Raw genomic sequence first — 16,442 nt, forward strand, 5'->3', positions numbered from 1 at the left:
GTCGACCCCCCGAGATGCGAGGGTCGTTCGCGTTGCTCAAGACTGTAACCGAACCCTCGGACGGTTGAGATAGTCGTCCGACCCGCGAGATGGATCACACGACCTACTGTCAAGGGAGACGCGACGTGCTCGATGAGGTGGCGCGTTGGTTGAGCCGGCGCTCCTGGTCCGCATCCGACCGCTCGCTCGACCGGCTGATATCCGCCAAGGTCAGGCAAGGGTCGACGGTCAGTGTCGTGCTACCAGCGCTGAACGAGGAAGCGACGGTCGCAGACATCGTCACGATCATCCGCCGGGAGCTCATGGAGGCCGTGCCGCTCGTCGACGAGCTGGTGGTGATCGACTCGGCCTCGAGCGACCGCACGTCCGAGGTGGCCGCCGCGGCCGGGGCCCGGGTGGTGCACCGGGACTCGATCCTGCCGGGACTGCCCGCCGTGGCCGGCAAGGGAGAGGTGCTCTGGCGGTCACTCATGGTGACGAGCGGCGACATCGTCTGCTTCGTCGACGCGGATCTCCGCGACTTCTCCCCCGACTTCGTCTCCGGCATCGTCGGTCCGCTGCTGACCGAGCCCGAGGTCCAGTTCGTCAAGGCCATGTACGACCGCCCGCTGGGCGGGGGCGCCGCGCCCGGCCCCGACGGGACACCGGCCCAGGGCGGCCGGGTGACCGAGCTGGTGGCCCGCCCGCTGCTCAATCTGCACTGGCCGCAGCTCGCCGGCTTCGTCCAGCCGCTGGGCGGCGAGTACGCGGCACGGCGCTCCCTGCTGGAGCGACTGCGCTTCCCCGTCGGCTACGGCGTGGAGCTCGGCCTGCTGATCGACTCGCTGAACCTGGTCGGCCTGGACGCCCTCGCGCAGGTCGACGTCGGCACCCGCAAGCACCGCCACCAGGACGGGCAGGCGCTCGGCAGGATGGCCGCGACGATCTACCGCACGGCCCAACTGCGACTGTCCCGGCCTCACTTGGTGCGCCCGTCGATCACCCAGTTCGAGCGGGTCGACGACGGCTTCGCGCCACGGACCTACCAGGTGGACACCGAGGAACGTCCGCCAATGCTCGAGATCGGTGAGTACGCGGCGCGTCGCGCGGCATAAGCAGGAACCGCCGGTCATTTTGCATACATTTCCGATGTATGGGACTCATCGGATTTCTTGCACCGGCGCGCGGCAGGCACCGCAGGGCCACGCCCTTTGTCGGCCGCGAGCGGCTGACCCGGCTCATCGGCACGCTGGCGGTCACCGCCGCCGCGACTCTCGGCCCGGCCGCCCCTACGACGGCACTGGCGGCCCCCGCGGCGTCGGTGGCTCCGGCGGAGCAGGACACGCCCCGCGAACACCACGTGGAGATGGCCCGCACCGGCGGCACGGCGGAACAGCTGTGGCTGCTCGGCGGTGTCGCGCTGAGCCTCACCGCGGTCGGCATCGTCGCGGTGGCAGCCGCCCGCGGCCGCCGCCGCGACCACTGACCCCGCACCTGGGCCCGGCCCGCCCAAGGGCGCGCAAGCCCCGGACGCAAGCCACCCGCACCGGCCGTGCCCGAGCGAGGCCCGGCCCGCGGCCCGCGACCCGCCCGAAACCACACGTTTGAGGCCCGGCGGTACGGGCTAGGGTTCGGCACATGGTCTCCGACGCAGCACAGATCCTCGTCGCGTCCAACCGCGGCCCTGTCTCGTACACGCTGACCGAGGACGGAGGGCTCGACGCCCGCCGCGGCGGTGGAGGGCTCGTCTCCGGCCTGTCGGCCATCGGCTCCGACGCACAGTCGCTGTGGGTGTGTTCGGCGCTGAGCGAGGGCGACCGGGAGGCGGTACGGCGCGGGGTGGGAGAGCCCGGTGTACGGATGCTCGACATCGACGCGGCCGTCCACGCCGCCGCGTACAACGGCATCGCCAACTCGGTGCTGTGGTTCGTCCACCACATGCTGTACCAGACGCCCCTGGAGCCGGCCTTCGACCAGGACTTCCGGCGGCAGTGGAGCGCGTACCGGCTGTGCAACCGGGCCTTCGCCGAGGCGATCGCCGCGGAGGCCGCCGACGACGCGGTGGTCCTGGTGCAGGACTACCACCTGGCGCTGGTACCCGGCATGGTCCGCGAAATCCGCCCCGACCTGCGGATCGGGCACTTCTCGCACACCCCGTGGGCGCCGCCCGAGTACTTCGGGATGCTGCCGGACGACATCGCGGAGGAGTTGCTGCTGGGGATGCTGGGCGCGGACCGCCTGGGGTTCCTCACCAAGCGCTGGCTGCACTCGTTCCAGCGCTGCGCCTCTTCCGTGCTGTCCCAGTACGACGGGGCGTCGCTGTGGCCCAAGGACCACGAGCCGGCCTTCGAGTACCGGATGCCCGGCCACGGCCGCAGACGGACCCGGCTCGGGGTGCACGGCCTCGGAGCCGACGCCGACTTCCTGCGCGAGCGCGCCGCCCGGCCGGACGTCGAGGAGCGCATGGCCGCCCTGCGCGAGCAGGTCGGAGAGGGCCGCAGGACGATCGTGCGCGTCGACCGCACCGAGCTGTCCAAGAACATCGTCCGGGGGCTGCTGGCCTACCGGGAGCTGCTGGAGCAGCACCCCGAGTGGCGCGAGCGGGTCGTGCACATCGCGCTCGCCTATCCCTCGCGCCAGGATCTCGCGGTCTACCGCGACTACACGGCCGAGGTCTCCCGGCTGGCCGACGAGATCAACGCCCAGTACGGCACGGACGGCTGGACCCCGGTCGTCGTGCACGTCAAGGACGACTTCGCCCGCTCACTGGCCGCGTACCGGATGGCCGACGTGGCCCTCGTGAACCCCATCAGGGACGGCATGAACCTGGTCGCCAAGGAGGTCCCCGTCGTCACCGACCTCGGCTGCGCCCTGGTGCTGTCGCGGGAGGCCGGCGCCCACGAGGAGCTCGGCGACGAGGCGATCACCGTCAACCCGTACGACGTCAGCGGCACGGCCGCGGCCCTGCACGAGGCGCTGTCCATGCCCGCCGACGAACGGGCCGAGCGCTCCAAGCGCCTCGCGGCGGCAGCGACCGCGCTGCCGCCGCGGCAGTGGTTCCTCGACCAGCTGGACGCACTGCGCGAGGGCGCCTAGCTAGGACCTCGTGCCCTCCTGGATCCGCCGCGCCAGGGCGGCGAGGAAGTCGACCAGCTCCGCAGGGCCGGGCAGCAACAGGTCGGCGCGCTCTGCCAGTTCGGGGACCTCGGCGCCACCGCTGCACAGCAGCAGACCGGGCAGGCCGTCCGAGCGGAGCTTGTCGACGGCGCCGTACGCGGGCAGGTCGCCCAGGTCGTCACCGGCGTAGAGCACGACCTCGGCACCGACCTCGCGCACGTACTCGGACAGCGCCACGCCCTTGTCCATGCCGGGCGGGCGCAGTTCCAGGACCATACGGCCCGGCTCCAGGATCAGGCCGTGCCGGGAGGCAAGCGCGGCGAGGGGTTCGCGCAGGGCGTCGAAAGCGGCCTGGGGGTCCTCGGCGCGGCGGGTGTGGACCGCGACGGAACGGCCCTTCTCCTCGATCCAGGTGCCCTGCCAGGCCCCGATCCCGTCGAGGAAGCCGGGGAGCTCGGACCGGACGGCCGCGACGCCCGGGTCGGGGGCCGGCGCTCTCACGGTCCCGGTGACCGCGTCCCAGCGTTCCGCGCCGTAGTGGCCGAGGACGACGAGGTGGTCCAGGCCGTCGACACCGGCGAAGCCGCCGTAGCGGACGGCGACCCCGGCGGGCCGGCCGGTGACCACGGCGACGGAAGCCACGTGCGGCGCGAGCGCGGCCAGTGCGGGGACGGCGCGTTCGTGGGCGCGCGCCTGCTCGGGGTCGGCCACGATCTCGGCGAGGGTGCCGTCGAAGTCGAGAGCGATCACCGCCCTGTCGGGCCGGTCGAGGAGCGCCGCGAGGCCCTCACGGCCGGCTGGAGTGGACGGCGTCGGCATGGAGTCTGCGTACTCTGCGTGCGGGGAGCTGCCCATGCGTCCGACCCTAGCGGCGACTTCTCCTCGCGTCCCTCACACGCCGAAGCCGGTTGACGGTCACCGGGTCGTGGGCAAGGGCGCGGGCGTCGTCGAGAAGGGCGTTGAGCAGCTGGTAGTAGCGGACCGGGGAGATGCCGAGCTGCTCCCTGATCGCCCGCTCCTTGGCGCCGGGCCCCGGCCAGGAACGCCGTTCCATGGCCAGGACGGCCCGGTCGCGCTCGGAGAGCTCCTGGTCGTCGGTCATACGATCCAACATATCGGCGGGCACTGACGGTCCGGTCCATGTACGGGGTGCGGGGCGTACGGGGTGCGGGGCCCGGCGCACCTCGGGGCGTCTACTCGGCGCTCTCGGCCGTCTTGGCGTCGCGGGATATCCGTTCCAGCGTGCGGGTGGGGCTGCCGCCGGGGCCCACGGCGTCGCCGATGTTCTTCTTGATGTTCTCGCTGGCCGACGCCCATGACGTCTTGCCGACCGGCGGGAGCACGGAGCCCGGGAGCACCTCCAGGAACTTCTTGAGGTGCGCCTGTTCCGGGTCGTCCTCCATCGCGTCCCGGGCGGAGACCGTCACCGGCAGCAGGTCGTTCTGACCGGCGAACTCGAGGACGTTCTTGTCGGTGAAGAGGAAGTCGAGGAATTTGCCGATCTCCTCGCGGTGACCGTTCTGCTTGAAGCCCATGATCCAGTCGGCCACGCCCATCGACGCCTCGGCCTTGCCCTGCCGGCCGGGCAGCGCGACCGTGCCGACGTCGACGCCCGCCTTCTCGGCCGCCCGCAGCAGGGAGGGGTGGCCGTTCAGCATGCCGACCTCGCCGCGGGTGAACGCGGCGAAAGCGTCCTTGCGGTTGAGCTCGCCGGGAGCGACCGGGCCGGTGAGCTTCTCGTCGACCAGGTTCTCCTTCAGCCACTCGAAGGTGTTGATGTTCTGATCCGAGGCGATGGCGTACCTGCCGAGCTCGTCGGTGTAGCCGCCACCGCCGCTGAGCAGCCACATCTGCGTCTCCGCCTGGGCCTCCTCGGGGCCGAGCGGCAGCGCGAAGGGGTACGTGACGTCGGTGTTGAGCTTCAGCTTCTCCGCGTCCGCCTGCAGCTCCGCCCAGGTGTCGGGGGTCCCGGTGATCCCGGCCTCCTCGAAGAGCTCCTTGTTGTAGAAGAGCAGCCTGGTGGAGGCGACGAACGGCAGCCCGTACTGGACGCGCTTCGTCTCGCCCGCGTCGACGAGCGGCGGGAGGAAGTTGGACTGGACAGGGATGGAGAGCATCTGGTCGGCGGAGTACAGCTTGTCCGCCGCGGCGTAGTCGGCGTAGGCGCCGATCTGCGCGATGTCGGGGGCCTCACCGGCCTTGACCATCTCGGCGACCTTGCGGTCCACGTCGTTCCACGACTCGATCTGGACCTCGACGTCGATGCCGGGGTTCTGGGCCTCGAACGCGGCCGTCAGATCGGCCCAGTACGTCTTGCTGCTCGCTCCGCCGGCCACGTCGTAGTCGGCGGCCACCAGCTTGAGGGTGACGTCACCGGAACCGCCGGAGGTGCCGCATCCCGCGAGCGAAACCGTCATGCCCAGTGCGGCGACGGCCGCGGTCACACCAAAGAAGCGCCGCTGCACAGCTCTTCCCCACCCTCTGCTTCATAGATCCGTGTTGTCCGTTTGTCCCAGTCGGTCCCCCGCGACGTCCTGTGAGATGGGGAGCGATCTTTCCCCACCCGGAGATACAAGGTCTACACCACTGCGGTCTCACTTTCACAACGCCTGCACCCCGGGTCCGTTCCCCGGCAACGCGTCGCCGCCGCGCCGGGAGAGCCGCCGCCTCCCCGCGGGTCGGCCGGGAGGCGCCGTCGCGGTTTGTATGGAGCGGCAACAATTTCGGGAGTGGACTAGACCTTTTCCGGCTCCACGCGCGAGACTGTTCGCGTGAGACACGTCATCGCCCTCGATGTGGGCGGCACCGGTATGAAGGCTGCCCTGGTCGGGGCGGACGGGACACTCCTTCACGAGGCGCGGCGGGCCACCGGGCGCGAGCGCGGGGCCGACGCCGTCGTGGAGTCGATCCTCGGCTTCGCGGCGGAGCTGCGCGCCCACGGGCAGGAACACCTCGGCCGGCCCGCCGAGGCCGCCGGCGTCGCCGTCCCCGGGATCGTCGACGCCGAACATGGCATCGCCGTCTACGCCGCCAACCTCGGCTGGCGCGACGTCCCCCTGCGCGAGCTCCTGAGCGGGCGGCTCGGCGAGATCCCCGTCGCGCTCGGGCACGACGTGCGCACCGGCGGACTCGCGGAGGGCCGTATCGGGGCCGGTCAGGGCACCGACCGGTTCCTGTTCGTCCCCCTCGGCACCGGCATCGCCGGCGCCATCGGCATCGGCGGCGCCATCGAGGCAGGCGCCCACGGCTGCGCCGGCGAGATCGGCCACATCGTCGTCCGCCCCGGCGGCCCCGCCTGCGGCTGCGGGCAGCGCGGCTGCCTCGAGACGCTGGCCTCCGCCGCGGCGGTCACCCGCGCCTGGGCCGCCGCCTGTGGCGACCCGGACGTCGACGCCGCCGACTGCGCCAAGGCCGTCGAGGCAGGCGACAAGGCCGCGACCGCGGTGTGGCAGGAGGCCGTCGACGCCCTCGCCGACGGCCTCGTCACCGCACTCACCCTGCTGGACCCCCGCACCCTGATCATCGGTGGCGGCCTCGCCGAGGCCGGGGAAACCTTGTTCACACCCCTTCGGGCGGCGGTCGAGGAACGCATCACGTTCCAGAAGCTGCCCACGATCGTCCCGGCGGCCCTCGGGGACACCGCCGGATGCCTGGGCGCAGGGCTGCTCGCCTGGGATCTACTCGCCAAGGAGGTACCCGCCTGATGGCCGCCAGCGCCGCTCGCGCCACGAGCACGGTTCACGCCACGAGCCCGCACCGCCCGCCGAGCACAGTTCTGGCCGGTGCACGGGTGGTGCTGCCGACCGGGACCGTCGACAACGGACGCGTCGTCGTCGAGGGCACGAGGATCGCCGCGGACGCGCCCGCCGACGCTCCCGTGCGCGACCTGTCCGGGCACTGGATCGTCCCCGGCTTCGTCGACATCCACAATCACGGAGGTGGCGGGGCCTCGTTCACCTCCGGCAGTGCCGAGGACGTCCTGCGGGGCGTGCTGACGCACCGGCGGCACGGCACCACCACTCTCGTCGCCTCCACTGTCACCGGCGACATGGCCTTCCTCGCCCACCGGGCCGGTTTCCTGGCCGAGCTCGTCCAGCAGGGCGACCTCGCGGGCATCCACTTCGAGGGGCCGTTCATCTCGCCGTGCCGCAAGGGCGCCCACAGCGAGGAGCTGCTGCGCGACCCCGACCCGGCCGAGGTCCGCAAGCTGATCGACGCCGCCCACGGCACCGCGAAGATGGTCACTCTCGCAACCGAGCTGCCGGGCGGCCTCGACTCCGTGCGACTGCTCGCCGACCACGGCGTCATCGCGGCGATCGGCCACACGGACGCGACGTACGAACAGACCCGCGAGGCCATCGACGCGGGAGCCACCGTCGCCACCCACCTCTTCAACGCCATGCCGGCCCTGGGCCACCGCGCCCCCGGCCCGATCGCGGCGCTGCTGGAGGACGAGCGGGTCACCGTCGAGCTGATCAACGACGGCACCCACCTCCACCCCGCCGCGCTCGAACTCGCCTTCCGCAGCGCGGGCGCGGGACGGGTCGCGTTCATCACCGACGCCATGGACGCGGCCGGCTTCGGCGACGGCCGTTACCAGCTCGGCCCCCTCGAGGTCGAGGTGAAGGACGGCGTCGCCCGGCTGGTCGAGGGCGGCTCGATCGCGGGCTCCACCCTCACCCTGGACACCGCCTTCAAGCGGGCCGTCACCGTCGACCGCATCCCCGTCGAGGACGTCGTCACGGCCATCTCCGCCAATCCGGCGAAGCTGCTCGGCGTGTACGACAGGGCCGGCTCGCTGGAGCCCGGCAAGAACGCGGACCTCGTGGTCCTCGACGCGGACTTCACGCTCAAGGGCGTGATGCGCCACGGTGACTGGGTGGTCGACCCGGCCCTGGTGTGATTCCGCCCGCGATGCACGGCAAGGCGGTCGGTCCACGGGGTCTTGGGCCAACCGCCTTCCGTTTGGCATGATCAGGACCCGTACGAGCATGGCAAACGCGTTCTTCGGGGGTACACGGGTGATCCTGACGGTCACACTCAATGCCGCCCTCGACATCACCTACCGGGTCGCCGCCCTGACCCCACATGCCTCCCACCGGGTCGGCGAGGTCGTGGAACGCCCCGGCGGCAAGGGCATCAACGTCGCGCGCGTCCTCGCCGCCCTCGGCCACGACAGCGTCGTCACCGGTTTCACGGGCGGACCCACCGGGACCGTCCTGCGCCGGATGCTCGCCCCTCTCGCGCCGCACGACGCGCTCGTGGAGATCGCGGGCACCACCCGGCGCACGCTCGCGATCGCCGACGACACGACCGGTGACACCACCCAGCTGAACGAGCCGGGCCCCACGGTCACGCCCGAGGAGTGGGCGGCGTTCCTCTCCTCGTACGACGCGCTGCTGCGCGACGCCGAGGCGGTCGCCCTGTGCGGCAGCCTGCCGCCCGGCATCCACGTCGGCGCGTACGCGGAACTGGTGCGCCGGGCGCGCGGCGCCGGCGTACCCGTGCTCCTCGACACCAGCGGAGAGCCACTGCGCCGCGGCATCGCCGCCCGCCCCGAGCTGATCAAGCCGAACGCCGAAGAGCTCGCCCGGCTCACCGGCTCCCGCGAACCGCTGCGGGCCACCCGCGACGCCCGCCGCCGCGGCGCACACGCGGTCGTCGCCTCCCTCGGCCCCGACGGTCTGCTCGCCGCGACCCCGGACGGCACCTGGCAGGCCGCCCCGCCCGAAGCGGTCAAGGGAAATCCGACCGGCGCGGGCGACTCGGCGGTCGCCGGCCTGCTGTCCGGGCTGGTCGGTGGGCTCCCCTGGGCAGAACGCCTGTCGCGGGCCGTGGCCCTCTCCGCGGCCACGGTCCTCGCCCCGGCGGCCGGCGAGTTCGACGCGGCGGCCTACGAGGAGCTGCTGCCGCGCGTCAAGATCGTCGAGCACCCGTCCACTGCTCCTGACAGGTGAGGAAACGCCTCGTCCCGGCTCGCGGGGCGAACCGGGACGGTGGTGTGGAGGCCCGAGGGCCGTGACGCGAGTGGTCAGCCCTTCTTCTGGCCGGCCTCGAGCCAGACCTGGTCGAGATACGCCTCGCACTGGTTCCCCTGCTCGCAGGAGATCTTGAGGTCGTTCTTGCCCTTCTCCAGGTTCACGTAGGCGTAGGTGTTGGTCCAGCCCTTCGTCCAGTCGCCCTCCGCCGCATGCGCGAAGTTCGACATGTTGATCTCGCGGGGCTGCCCGTCGTTGATCGTCAGGGTGGTCTTGGCGTCCTTGCCGGGCACGCTGTAGGTGATGAACATCGTGTACGCGCCGGCTTCGGGCACGTCCACCGACCAGCCGGCAGATCCGCCGACGCCGTTGAACATCACATACGCGCCGTCCGCGCCCTTCGCGCCCGGAACGTCCTTCGCGAGGGCCGCCGGCGGGCCCAGCCGGAGCGTCGCCGCGTCCTGCTTGGGGAGGTCGGCGGGCTCCGGCTCCTCGGAGGGCTTCGGGCTCTCCCCGACGGACTCGGCCGCCGAGGGGGTGCTGCCCGCGCCGCCCTTGCCGCCGGCCTTGTCCTTCTCGTCGCCGCTGCTCATCAGCGCCGCGCCGATGCCGATCACGACGACCGCGACGACCGCGATCGCGCCGATCAGCAGGCCCCGCGTGTTGGGGCCACCGCTCCGGCCGCCGTGGCCGTGGCCGCCCTCGTGCGACGTGGTCGGGACGTGGCGGGTCTGGGCGGTGGCGCCGGGGTAGGTCTCGGGCGCCGCGTAGGCGGCGGTCGGCTGCTGCCCGTAGCCGGGCTGCTGGCCGTATGTCTGCTGGCCGTACGTCTGCTGGTGCGGGACCTGCTGGCCGTACTGACGCTCACCGACCGTCCGCACCTGGTTGTACGAGGTGCGGGGGACCCCGGGCTGTGCCGCCGGTCCGGGGTAGCCGTAGCCGCCCTGGCGCGGGGGTGTGGCGCCCGCCTGCTGCCCGTCCGCGTACAGGTAGCCGAACGGGTCGTCGTCCTCGGGCGTGCTCGCGCCGTTGTTCGCGGCCGTCATCCCAGTCACTCCTCACCATCTTGTCAGCACAACGCCGACGCGGGCGAGCCTACCCGGTTCGGGCCAACGGATCGGGTGGCGCAGGCCTCATCCGTCCGGCCGGCGCCCGGCCACCAGGGCCGAGGAGCAAGGGTGTCATCCGTCACCCGGCCCGGCGGTGCACCTTGGAGCGGGAGCGCTTCTCGATGTACATCCGCTGGTCGGCCGACTGCAGCACCTCTTCGACGGACATCCCGCAGCTCGCCCATCCGATGCCGAAGCTGGCCCCGACGCGCACGCCGCGACCGCCTACGCGGATGGGCAGGATGATCGCGTTCCTCAGCCGTACGGCCAGATCCGCGGCGTCCGCCGCGCCGAGACCGTCGGCGAGGACGACGAACTCGTCGCCGCCGAGCCTGGCGACCGTGTCCCCGTCACGCACGCCGGTGGTGAGCCGGCGGGCCACCTCGACCAGCACGGCGTCGCCGGTCTGGTGCCCGAACCTGTCGTTGATCGACTTGAAGCCGTCCAGGTCGCAGAAGAGGACGGCGAGTCCCTTGGCGCCGTCGTCGATCTCGCTGTCCGGCGCGACGATGTGCACATGGTGGTCGTACGTCCGGCCGCCGACCGCTTCGAAGTCGAAGCCGTCGGCACGGAACCCGGCGTCGGTCTCGTACGCCGCGTCCAGCGCCTCGATGTCGGTCGCGTACACCGTGGCGTGCGGGCGCTCGCACAGCCGCGAACTGAGCCGGGCGCGCAGCTCCGCGCTGTTGGGCAGGCCGGTGAGCGCGTCGTGCGAGGCGCGGTGCGCCAGCTGCAGCTCGTGGCGCTTGCGGTCCTCGATGTCCTCGACGTGGGTGAGAAGAAAACGTGGCCCGTCCGCGGTATCGGCGACGACCGAGTTGCGCAGCGAGACCCATACGTACGTGCCGTCCCTGCGGCTCAGCCTGATCTCCGCGCGACCGCCCTCCGCGGACGTGCGCAGCAGCGTGCCGACGTCCTCGGGGTGGACGAGGTCGGCGAAGGAGTAGCGGCGCATCGCGGAGGCGGGGCGGCCGAGGAGGCGGCACAGGGCGTCGTTGGTGCGCAGCAGCCGGCCGTGCTGGTCACCGCCCATCTCGGCGATGGCCATGCCGCTGGGGGCGTACTCGAAGGCCTGGCGGAAGGATTCCTCGCTGGCGCGCAGGGCCTGCTGCTCGCGCTCGAGACGGACCAGGGCGCGCTGCATGTTGGCGCGAAGTCTCGCGTTGCTGATCGCGATCGCGGCCTGGGAGGCGTACATCTGCAGGGCCTCCTGGCCCCACGCGCCGGGGTGGCGTCCGTTGCGCGGCCGGTCCACGGAGATCACCCCGAGCAGTTCCCGTCCGCCGCCCGACGCGTACATGGGGGCGTAAAGACGGTCCAGCGGGTGCCACTCGTCCTCGAAGCGCGGCTCGGGACCATCGGTGTGCCACTGCGGCACGTCGTCCTCTATGAGAACCCAGCCCTCGGTGTGCGGTATGAAGCGCAGCTCGCCCCAGGCCTCGCCCATGGACAGCCGGCGGTCCCAGGAGGCACGGGAGCCGACACGGCCGGTGATCAGGGCCTCTGCGGCGGCGCTGCCGGCGAACGCGGCGACGACCAGGTCACCGTCGGGGCGGACGAGGTTGACGCAGGCCAGCTCGTAGCCCAGTCCGGCGACGATGCCGTCGGCGACGGTCTGCAGGGTGTCGGCCAGGCTGCGGGCCGTGTTGAGGTCCGCGACGACCTCGTGCAGCTGCCGCAGGGTCGCAAGACGGACATAGGGCTCCGACTCGGTCTCCATCGCTCGCTCTCCCCGAGACCTCGACAGCAAACTCCAGGGCGTCTGATTGGCGTACTTGTGCGGTATCCCGGCCACTGAATCACAGTGAGCAGCTCACTCGGTACACAGGGTCAACAATTACTGGCCTCTGTGACTCAAGTCACATCAGGTGATGAAGGGTCAGATGCGACCGGGTCGGGCACACCCTCGCTTTCTCGAAGACACTTATTGAACGCAAAACCATCGGAGCGTACCCATGGTTACTCATGGTCGTCGGGCTCCGGTCCTAGGACCGGCCTGGTTCCAGGGCCCGATGCGGTGACGGATCGGCCGAGACTAGCGTTCCAGGTGTGTTGCAGACGACCCCCACTCCAGCCGCCTCCGCCGTCCCCCATCCTGAGGGGGTGAGCAACGAGGAGTTCCGTGCCGCCATGTCCCGGCTCGCGGCGGGCGTGGTGCTGATCACCGCGCACGACGCCGATTACGGGCCACGCGGCGAGGACGTGGGCATGACCGCGACGGCCTTCATGTCCGTCTCGCTCGACCCGCCGCTGGTGCTCGTCAGCCTGCGCAACGGCTCACGCATGGACGACCTGCTCGCCGAGCAGCCGCTGTGGGGAGTGTCCGTGCTCACGGAGAAGCACCGGCAGATCGCCGGACGTTTCGCGATGAAGGGGCGGCTCAGCGACCGCCTGCTGTTCGACGACGTCGCCCACGAACGGGGCGAGGTGTGCGGGGCCCCGCTGGTCGGGGGTGCGCTCGCGACGCTCGAGTGCCGGACTCGGCAGCGGGTGGAGGCCGGTGACCACACGCTGGTGATCGGCCACGTGCTGAAGGTGGGGCTCTCGGACGAGGTCGCGGGGCCACTGACGTACTTCCGGGGGCGCTACCGGCACCTGTCGTGAGGGCCGACTGTCGCGAGGGCCGGCGCGGAGGGGCGAGGCGCAAGGGGCCGGGACCGGCGGAGAACCGGTCGGCACGGGCCCGGTCGGCACGGACCGGTCGGCACGGGCCCGGTCGGCACGGAACTGGTCGGCACGGACCCGGTCGCTGTCCCAGGTGCGGGCCGTCCGGCTCCGGCCTACCAGTCGCGGCCCGTCCGGCCGCGCTTCGTCTCCGCGCGCTGCTTCTTCTCCCGCAGCCGCCGTTCGTTGATCCCGCGCGGGATCTTCGTCGGCCGGCGCGGCCTCGGCGGCGGGGCCGTCGCCTCCGCCAGCAGGGACGCCAACCGCACCGCCGCGGTCTCGCGATTGCGCCACTGAGAGCGGTGCTCCGAGGCGCGTACGGCGATCACGCCACCCACCAGCCTGCCCGCGAGCCGCTCCAGCGCGCGGTCCTTCCAGACCTGCGGCAGCGCCTCGGTCCTCGCAAGGTCGAAGCGGAGCTCCACCTGCGAGTCGCTGGTGTTGACATGCTGACCGCCGGGCCCGGAGGACCGGGAGAAACGCCACAGGAGCTCCGCCTCCGGCAGGGAGACGGAACCGCGGATGATGTAGGGCCCGGACATGTCGTCCATGGTCCCGTGCGCGGGCCGGACCGTCACCCTCTTTTCCGCCGCACGGAATGTGTTCTTTCCGTCGGCATGGAACCTGACGGTCCCCTGCCCGCGTTATGACCGGTGACGGTAGCTTCGGGAGGACCCGTAGCTCGCAGTATCGAACCGAAGGGCACTTCCCCATGGCAGTAAGCCTGTCCAAGGGCGGCAACGTCTCGCTCACCAAGGAGGCTCCGGGCCTGACCGCCGTTACCGTCGGCCTCGGCTGGGACGTCCGCACCACCACCGGCACGGACTTCGACCTCGACGCCTCCGCGATCGGCGTGAACGGCACGGGCAAGGTCGCCTCCGACGCCCACTTCGTCTTCTTCAACAACAAGGCGACGCCGGACCAGACCATCGTCCACACCGGCGACAACCGCACCGGCGAGGGCGGCGGCGACGACGAGCAGATCAACGTCAACCTGGCGGGCCTGCCCGCCGACGTCGACAAGATCGTCTTCCCGGTCTCGATCTACGACGCCGTCTCCCGCAGCCAGAACTTCGGCCAGGTGCGCAACGCCTACATCCGCATCATCAACCAGGCCGGCGGCGCCGAGATCGCCCGCTACGACCTGAGCGAGGACGCCGCCGTCGAGACCGCCATGGTCTTCGGCGAGCTCTACCGCAATGGCGCGGAGTGGAAGTTCCGTGCGGTCGGCCAGGGTTACGCCTCCGGCCTCGAGGGCATCGCCCGCGACTTCGGCGTCAACCTCTGACGCGACTTCCGACGCGACTTCTGACGCGCGGACATGATCCGGGCCCCGGCTCCGGCCGGGGCCCGGACGCGTTCGCTCATGGCCTGCGCGGCTTCTTGTCCCCGTACAGCCACACGTCCCACAGCTTCGTCAGGTCCTTGCCCGACTCCTTCTCCACGAAGTCGATGAAGTCGTCCGTGGAGGCGCTGGAGTGACGGTACTTCTCCGCCCAGCCGCGGGCGATGCCGAAGAACACCTCGTCACCGACCGCCTGCCGGACCTGGTGCAGCACCATCGCGCCCCGCCCGTACACCGGCGCTCCGAAGAGGTCCGAGGAATCCGGCGGTTCGGCGGGTGCGAAGGCCCAGTTCGCCTCGTCCGCGAACGCCTTCTCGAAGTTCTCCTGTACCGGCACGCCGTCGGACTCCTGTTGCCACATCCACTCCGCGTAGGTGGCGAAGCTCTCGTTGAGCCACACGTCCTGCCAGGTCGCGGGCGAGACCGAGTTGCCGAACCACTGGTGGGCCACCTCGTGGACGAGCGTCGTCTCGTCGAACCCGTCCAGCGGGAAGACCGGCCTGGTCTGGGTCTCCAGCGCGTAGCCGAGGTCGCCGGACGGCACGACGATCGCCCCGGCGGAGGAGAACGGATACGGGCCGAAGTTCTCCGTCCCCCACTTCACGATCCGCGGGATGTCGTCCAGCAGCGCCGAACTGCGCCGCGCCACCGCCGGATCGACGGCGGTGACGACGGGCAGCCCGTCGGGCGTGCGCGTGGCCTTCACACGGAAGTCGCCGACGGCGAGCGTGGCAAGGTAGCTCGCCATCGGCTCGGCGGCGCGCCAGGCGAACGCGGTCCGGCCGCCGCCGCGGTCGCGTTCACCGGCCGGCTCGCCGTTGGACACGGCCTCGTATCCCGTGGGCACGGTCACGGTGATGTCGTACGCGGCCTTGTCCGCCGGGTGGTGGTTGCCGGGGAACCACGTGGTGGAGCCCAGGGGTTCGCCGATCGCGAGCGCGCCGTCCGGGCGGCGCAGCCAGCCCTCCCGCGACGCGTCGGCGCCGGTGATCGTCTGCGGGACGCCGGAGTAGCGGACGACGGTACGGAAATCGGCGCCCTTCGCGATGTCCCGGCGCGGCCGCACCGTCAGTTCCGTTCCGGCCCGGTTGACCGCGGCGGCCGCACCGTCGACCGTCGTGCTCTCTACCGTCAGCCCGCGAAGGTCGAGATGGAAGGCGCTCAGGTCCTGCGTGGCGCGGGCGGTGAGCGCCGCCGTGCCTTCGAGCCGGCCGGTGCGGGGCTCGTAGTCGAGCGTCAGGTCGTAGTGCCGGACGTCGTAGCCGCCGTTGCCGAGCTTCGGGAAGTACGGGTCGCGCAGTCCCGCGGCGCCGGGCGTCCCGTCCACGCCCGAACCGCTGCCCGCACAGCCCGCGCCGCCCGCGCCGCCCGCGAACAGCAGCAGGGCGAGGGCGATGCGCGAGAAGGCCGCGCGAGGCTCAAGGACGCGGCGGGTGAGGGCGTGCGGGTCCACACCACGATCCTAGGCAGGCCCTCCCCGGTGTCCGCGCGGCTCAGCGGCCGAGCGCGGCGACACCCGCCTTGGCGAACTTCTCGTCCAGCTCCCCGCTCGGCGCGCCCGCCACTCCGACAGCCGCGATCGGCGCACCCTTGACCTGCACCGGAGCCCCGCCGCCGAGGAAGAGCGTGCCCGGGATGTCCTTCAGGTTCGGGGCCTGCTCAAGACGCTTCACCAGCTCGGAAGTGGGCGCGTTCCACGACACGGCGGTGTACGCCTTCTTTTCCGCCGACTCGTACGACTGCGGGCCCGCGCCGTCGCCCCGCAGGGTGACGACGGTGGTGCCGTTGCGGTCGACGACGGCCACGGTGACGCGCTGGTTCTCCTTCTCGGCGGCGTCGAGCGCCGCCTGCGCGGCCTTGGTGGCGGCGTCGATCGTCAGGTGCATGGTCTGCTGGAGGCCGCGGTCCGAGACGTCGGCGGTGAAGGCCGCCTTCGTCTCTGCGGCGGGGACGGAGGCATTCGCGGCGACGGCGCCGAACGTGCCCGCGGCGACGACGGCGGCGGTGGCGGCACCGATCAGGATCTTCTTCATGGTGATGGCTCCTTCGGGAGGGGCGGCTGGTCCGCCGTTGCTCTCTCGTTCCGCCATCGATCCTCCGGCCGCGCTGGGGCCCGCACGGTCCACGCTCCGGCTCCCGATGCCGCCCATGATGGTCGACAGGTGTGTCAGCCGATCGGTTGATGCCGCAGTGGTCCCGGCGGGCCACGATGAAGGTGCCCCTGGGGCGACCACGAAGGAAGACGCAGGT

The 16,442-nt window shown here is 71.7% G+C and carries 16 protein-coding genes; 8 read left to right on the forward strand and 8 right to left on the reverse strand.

Annotated features, from left to right (window positions below; all coding sequences use genetic code 11):
- The first annotated feature begins 125 nt into the window (after window positions 1-125).
- From ACIQ7Q_RS16985 to ACIQ7Q_RS16995, 3 genes are all read left to right on the forward strand, one after another.
- Complete coding sequence (locus tag ACIQ7Q_RS16985; RefSeq protein WP_403861770.1) at window positions 126-1,094, forward strand: glucosyl-3-phosphoglycerate synthase; 969 nt, start codon at window positions 126-128, stop codon at window positions 1,092-1,094.
- A 38-nt stretch (window positions 1,095-1,132) separates the two neighbouring features.
- Window positions 1,133-1,465 carry a hypothetical protein gene (locus tag ACIQ7Q_RS16990; RefSeq protein ID WP_403861773.1) on the forward strand — a complete coding sequence of 111 codons (333 nt, stop codon included), beginning with the start codon at window positions 1,133-1,135 and terminating at the stop codon, window positions 1,463-1,465.
- A gap of 152 nt (window positions 1,466-1,617) precedes the next feature.
- On the forward strand, window positions 1,618-3,075 hold the full coding sequence (locus ACIQ7Q_RS16995) for a trehalose-6-phosphate synthase (RefSeq protein WP_403861776.1): 1,458 nt from the start codon (window positions 1,618-1,620) through the stop codon (window positions 3,073-3,075).
- Here ACIQ7Q_RS16995 and otsB read toward each other — a convergent pair whose 3' ends face one another.
- The 3 genes from otsB to ACIQ7Q_RS17010 all read right to left on the reverse strand — a co-directional run bounded on the left by otsB (window position 3,076) and on the right by ACIQ7Q_RS17010 (window position 5,513).
- Window positions 3,076-3,951 (reverse strand): trehalose-phosphatase, encoded by an 876-nt coding sequence (gene otsB / locus ACIQ7Q_RS17000; protein WP_403861779.1) that lies wholly within the window; start codon window positions 3,949-3,951, stop codon window positions 3,076-3,078.
- Between the two features lie 10 nt (window positions 3,952-3,961).
- Window positions 3,962-4,210, reverse strand: coding sequence for a DUF3263 domain-containing protein (locus ACIQ7Q_RS17005; protein WP_403861782.1), 249 nt, complete (start codon window positions 4,208-4,210; stop codon window positions 3,962-3,964).
- 79 nt (window positions 4,211-4,289) lie between these two features.
- Entirely contained in the window at window positions 4,290-5,513 is a 1,224-nt protein-coding gene (locus tag ACIQ7Q_RS17010) for an extracellular solute-binding protein (RefSeq protein WP_403862172.1), read from the reverse strand.
- Between the two features lie 354 nt (window positions 5,514-5,867).
- Here ACIQ7Q_RS17010 and ACIQ7Q_RS17015 point away from each other — a divergent pair, with 354 nt between their 5' ends.
- The 3 genes from ACIQ7Q_RS17015 (at window position 5,868) to ACIQ7Q_RS17025 (ending at window position 9,053) form a co-directional block, all read left to right on the forward strand.
- The gene (locus ACIQ7Q_RS17015; RefSeq protein WP_403861785.1) at window positions 5,868-6,800 is read left to right on the forward strand and encodes an ROK family protein; all 933 of its coding nucleotides are present in this window, start codon (window positions 5,868-5,870) and stop codon (window positions 6,798-6,800) included.
- The gene (nagA, locus tag ACIQ7Q_RS17020) at window positions 6,800-7,999 is read left to right on the forward strand and encodes an N-acetylglucosamine-6-phosphate deacetylase (RefSeq protein WP_403861788.1); all 1,200 of its coding nucleotides are present in this window, start codon (window positions 6,800-6,802) and stop codon (window positions 7,997-7,999) included. Before ACIQ7Q_RS17015 ends, nagA begins: the two co-directional genes overlap by 1 nt.
- 118 nt (window positions 8,000-8,117) lie before the next feature.
- Window positions 8,118-9,053 (forward strand): 1-phosphofructokinase family hexose kinase, encoded by a 936-nt coding sequence (locus ACIQ7Q_RS17025; RefSeq protein ID WP_403862175.1) that lies wholly within the window; start codon window positions 8,118-8,120, stop codon window positions 9,051-9,053.
- A gap of 74 nt (window positions 9,054-9,127) precedes the next feature.
- On the opposite strand, the gene ACIQ7Q_RS17030 is transcribed toward ACIQ7Q_RS17025, so the two are convergent.
- The gene (locus ACIQ7Q_RS17030; RefSeq protein ID WP_403861791.1) at window positions 9,128-10,120 is read right to left on the reverse strand and encodes a carbohydrate-binding protein; all 993 of its coding nucleotides are present in this window, start codon (window positions 10,118-10,120) and stop codon (window positions 9,128-9,130) included.
- Window positions 10,121-10,262: 142 nt separating this feature from the next.
- On the reverse strand, window positions 10,263-11,903 hold the full coding sequence (gene cdgB, locus ACIQ7Q_RS17035) for a diguanylate cyclase CdgB (RefSeq protein ID WP_403861794.1): 1,641 nt from the start codon (window positions 11,901-11,903) through the stop codon (window positions 10,263-10,265).
- Between the two features lie 383 nt (window positions 11,904-12,286).
- Between cdgB and ACIQ7Q_RS17040 the strand changes: the two genes are divergently transcribed.
- Window positions 12,287-12,787, forward strand: a complete 501-nt coding sequence (locus tag ACIQ7Q_RS17040) for a flavin reductase family protein (RefSeq protein ID WP_403861797.1) — start codon at window positions 12,287-12,289, stop codon at window positions 12,785-12,787.
- Window positions 12,788-12,963: 176 nt separating this feature from the next.
- Here ACIQ7Q_RS17040 and arfB read toward each other — a convergent pair whose 3' ends face one another.
- Window positions 12,964-13,398 carry an alternative ribosome rescue aminoacyl-tRNA hydrolase ArfB gene (gene arfB / locus ACIQ7Q_RS17045; protein WP_403862178.1) on the reverse strand — a complete coding sequence of 145 codons (435 nt, stop codon included), beginning with the start codon at window positions 13,396-13,398 and terminating at the stop codon, window positions 12,964-12,966.
- A gap of 161 nt (window positions 13,399-13,559) precedes the next feature.
- Here arfB and ACIQ7Q_RS17050 point away from each other — a divergent pair, with 161 nt between their 5' ends.
- Window positions 13,560-14,135: a TerD family protein gene (locus ACIQ7Q_RS17050; RefSeq protein ID WP_403861800.1), complete on the forward strand. Its 576-nt coding sequence runs from the start codon at window positions 13,560-13,562 to the stop codon at window positions 14,133-14,135.
- Between the two features lie 76 nt (window positions 14,136-14,211).
- Here the strand turns inward: ACIQ7Q_RS17050 and ACIQ7Q_RS17055 are convergent, their stop codons facing one another.
- Both ACIQ7Q_RS17055 and ACIQ7Q_RS17060 read right to left on the reverse strand, forming a co-directional pair.
- Window positions 14,212-15,645, reverse strand: coding sequence for a M1 family metallopeptidase (locus tag ACIQ7Q_RS17055; protein ID WP_403861803.1), 1,434 nt, complete (start codon window positions 15,643-15,645; stop codon window positions 14,212-14,214).
- 40 nt (window positions 15,646-15,685) lie between these two features.
- Complete coding sequence (locus tag ACIQ7Q_RS17060; RefSeq protein WP_403861806.1) at window positions 15,686-16,225, reverse strand: heme-binding protein; 540 nt, start codon at window positions 16,223-16,225, stop codon at window positions 15,686-15,688.
- Window positions 16,226-16,442 lie beyond the last annotated feature (217 nt).

It is taken from the genome of Streptomyces sp. NPDC096176, from assembly GCF_044763255.1.
Lineage (GTDB): Bacteria > Actinomycetota > Actinomycetes > Streptomycetales > Streptomycetaceae > Streptomyces.

What these genes read in the sequence shown, in the direction of transcription:
- ACIQ7Q_RS16995 (WP_403861776.1), top strand. Translation starts at nt 1,618, where the DNA reads ATGGTCTCCGACGCAGCACAGATCCTCGTCGCGTCCAACCGCGGCCCT.
- otsB (WP_403861779.1), bottom strand. Translation starts at nt 3,951, where the DNA reads ATGGGCAGCTCCCCGCACGCAGAGTACGCAGACTCCATGCCGACGCCG.
- ACIQ7Q_RS17050 (WP_403861800.1), top strand. Translation starts at nt 13,560, where the DNA reads ATGGCAGTAAGCCTGTCCAAGGGCGGCAACGTCTCGCTCACCAAGGAG.
- cdgB (WP_403861794.1), bottom strand. Translation starts at nt 11,903, where the DNA reads ATGGAGACCGAGTCGGAGCCCTATGTCCGTCTTGCGACCCTGCGGCAG.
- arfB (WP_403862178.1), bottom strand. Translation starts at nt 13,398, where the DNA reads ATGGACGACATGTCCGGGCCCTACATCATCCGCGGTTCCGTCTCCCTG.
- ACIQ7Q_RS16990 (WP_403861773.1), top strand. Translation starts at nt 1,133, where the DNA reads ATGGGACTCATCGGATTTCTTGCACCGGCGCGCGGCAGGCACCGCAGG.
- ACIQ7Q_RS17030 (WP_403861791.1), bottom strand. Translation starts at nt 10,120, where the DNA reads ATGACGGCCGCGAACAACGGCGCGAGCACGCCCGAGGACGACGACCCG.
- ACIQ7Q_RS17010 (WP_403862172.1), bottom strand. Translation starts at nt 5,513, where the DNA reads ATGACGGTTTCGCTCGCGGGATGCGGCACCTCCGGCGGTTCCGGTGAC.
- ACIQ7Q_RS17005 (WP_403861782.1), bottom strand. Translation starts at nt 4,210, where the DNA reads ATGTTGGATCGTATGACCGACGACCAGGAGCTCTCCGAGCGCGACCGG.
- ACIQ7Q_RS17060 (WP_403861806.1), bottom strand. Translation starts at nt 16,225, where the DNA reads ATGAAGAAGATCCTGATCGGTGCCGCCACCGCCGCCGTCGTCGCCGCG.
- nagA (WP_403861788.1), top strand. Translation starts at nt 6,800, where the DNA reads ATGGCCGCCAGCGCCGCTCGCGCCACGAGCACGGTTCACGCCACGAGC.